This window comes from Flavobacterium rhamnosiphilum, assembly GCF_004349195.1.
In the GTDB taxonomy this organism is placed as follows: Bacteria; Bacteroidota; Bacteroidia; order Flavobacteriales; family Flavobacteriaceae; genus Flavobacterium; species Flavobacterium rhamnosiphilum.
In genome coordinates this window covers 1-2425 of record NZ_SMLG01000029.1, presented here as the reverse complement: position 1 = coordinate 2425, position 2425 = coordinate 1, and the positions used below count along the sequence as shown (strand labels likewise).

The following is a 2425-nucleotide window of genomic DNA, read 5'->3' as shown; positions in this document are numbered from 1 at the left end:
GGAGTTGTAATTTTATCGTAGGTTTCGATTTTTTTTCTCTAATATAGCCCCCGATTTTTGTTTTAATTTTTCTAGTATTTCATTGGCTTTATCATTTTGACCAATAAAATTCAAAGACTTAGCGTATTGATAATAATATTCAGGTTCTAAATCAGTATTCATGGCAAATAATTCACAATACCATTCAGCGGCTTTGTCCAACTTTGCGTTGAAGTAATAGGAATCTCCCAGTTTTTTAAACAGATCTACTGATTTATAACCTTTTTGTGCAACCCTCTCGTAGGTTTTTATGACATCTACATAAGCATATTTATCACTTATTTTATCGGTTACATAAAATTTTTCTTTTTGGGAATAAATGTTAAAAGAAAAAACATTTACTATTGTTACGTAAAGGAGTATATTGTTTTTCATAATAATTGTTTTTAGAAGAATCTTGGGGTTGTGATTTTACCATTATTTTTAAATATTTCATAGCGCAAGAATATTTCATGGGAACCGGAATTATAGTTATTTAATCTAGTAGTTTCAAGATCATATCCGTATCCTATATACAAACCTTCAGTAGCCTGAAAACCAACCATTGCACTCATCGCAGCACTCCATCTATAAGCAATTCCGACCATAAACTTATCATTGAACATAAAATTACCTGATAAATCTGCTTGAATAGGAGCACCTTCAACCATTTTAGTTAATAGGGCTGGCTTAAATTTTATGGTACTATTTATATCAAATACATATCCGGCAATCAAATAATAGTTTATTTTTTCTTTGAATATAGCCACTTCATTATCATCATAGCGATTTGATTCGATGAAATTAGGAATTGAAAAACCTACATAAGCTTTATCAGAATGATAATAAATACCCGCACCAATATTTGCAGTAAATTTATTGTTGAAACCATGCAGACTAGGGTCGTCGTCAACAGGATTTAATCGGTTCACATTCAAATCGAAAAGATTCGCAGTGGCTTTAACTCCAAATGAAAGTTTGAAAGTCTCAGAAGTAGGAACAGTGTAGGATAAATCAGTTGAAATCGTATTTTCAGTCGTAGGACCAATTTTATCATTTATAATTGACACCCCTAAACCTAAATTGCTTCCGCTGAATGGAGTATTCACAGATACAGCGTTAGTCACTGGAGCTCCATCGAGTCCAACCCATTGTGTACGATGTAAAGCAAAAATACTTAAAGCACCTCTAGATCCTGCATAAGCTGGATTAATATTAATTGTGTTGTACATGTATTGAGTAAATTGAGCATCTTGTTGCGCAAAACTTACAATGGCTGTAAACATCAAAACGAAAGAAAATAATTTTGTTTTCATAGTAGATATTTATTATTTTAAATTATCTATCGAACTCATTTATAAGAATCCGGCAGGTCAGTTGATAAATTTGATTACTGTTTATCATTCAAGAAATAGGGCTATTCATATTATCTTTATTAAACCTGAGGACAAAAAAGCCCTCAGGTATTTTATTTAATTATTTAGTAAGGTATAAATACCCGTCTTTTTTATTAGTTATGATTTTTCCATCATTATCAACAGAAGTATAATTCAAGATGTAAAAGTAAGTTCCAGTTGGTAAACCAGAGGACTGGCTAATGGTCGTTCTACCTCTTGAAACGCCGTCAAAATAATTACTTTCATTATTATAGTTTCTGGTTTCAAAAACTAATACTCCCCAACGGTTGTAGATTTCAACTGTATTGTCAGAATTACAGGCATCCCCAATATTATCAATTACAAATACCTCATTAATTCCATCACCATTTGGCGAGAAGGCATTATGTACTAATATCTTTCCACAAGCCAATACAACACCACCACAATCAACAATTACATTTTGATTTACAATAATGTTGTTTCCATTACCATCATTGAAATTCCAATGGATAATAAATGTGCCCTCTGAGGTATAAGTTAACGGATCAGATGTGGTAGCTGTTATAATTCCAGCGCAATTATCAGTGGTTGTAGGTGCAACTACTGTAACAGTGCATTCACCGGAAACATCAGCTAGAACAGGAATTGTAGGAGGAATAGTATCATCTATAGTGTAAGTGTACACCCAGTTATGTGCCGTTCCTTCGCAATCGGTGAAAGTATACGTATAAGTCACATTACCTTCAGAAGTAGGATTAGTTGAAATCACCGGAGTCGAAGCTGTTAATGTATTTTCACAATTATCTGTAACCGCAGGCACTGTCGGAGCAACGATATCAGCTGTACAAGCTACGGTTTTTCCGTCATTGTCAGGCATTGTGAAGTCGGCTCTTTCAATGGTATAAGTATAAACCCAGTTGTGTGTGTTTTCTTTACAATCGGTGAATGTGTAAGTATAGGTTATGGTTCCTTCACAGGCAGGAGTGGTTGAAATATCAGGAGTTGAAGCCGTCAATATGTTCCCACAA

3 protein-coding genes are annotated in these 2425 nt (G+C 33.7%); all 3 read right to left on the bottom strand.

Features of this window, described 5'->3' with window-relative positions; all coding sequences use genetic code 11:
• Positions 1-12: 12 nt before the first annotated feature.
• Positions 13-414, bottom strand: a complete 402-nt coding sequence (locus E0I26_RS16360; RefSeq protein ID WP_131917513.1) for a tetratricopeptide repeat protein — start codon at positions 412-414, stop codon at positions 13-15.
• Positions 415-425: 11 nt separating this feature from the next.
• Positions 426-1334 carry a PorP/SprF family type IX secretion system membrane protein gene (locus E0I26_RS16355; protein WP_131917512.1) on the bottom strand — a complete coding sequence of 303 codons (909 nt, stop codon included), beginning with the start codon at positions 1332-1334 and terminating at the stop codon, positions 426-428.
• Positions 1335-1494: 160 nt separating this feature from the next.
• Positions 1495-2425, bottom strand: a 931-nt coding sequence (locus tag E0I26_RS16350) for a gliding motility-associated C-terminal domain-containing protein (RefSeq protein ID WP_131917511.1), incomplete at its 5' end; no start/stop codon positions are given.

What these genes read in the sequence shown, in the direction of transcription:
- E0I26_RS16355 (WP_131917512.1), bottom strand. Translation starts at nt 1,334, where the DNA reads ATGAAAACAAAATTATTTTCTTTCGTTTTGATGTTTACAGCCATTGTA.
- E0I26_RS16360 (WP_131917513.1), bottom strand. Translation starts at nt 414, where the DNA reads ATGAAAAACAATATACTCCTTTACGTAACAATAGTAAATGTTTTTTCT.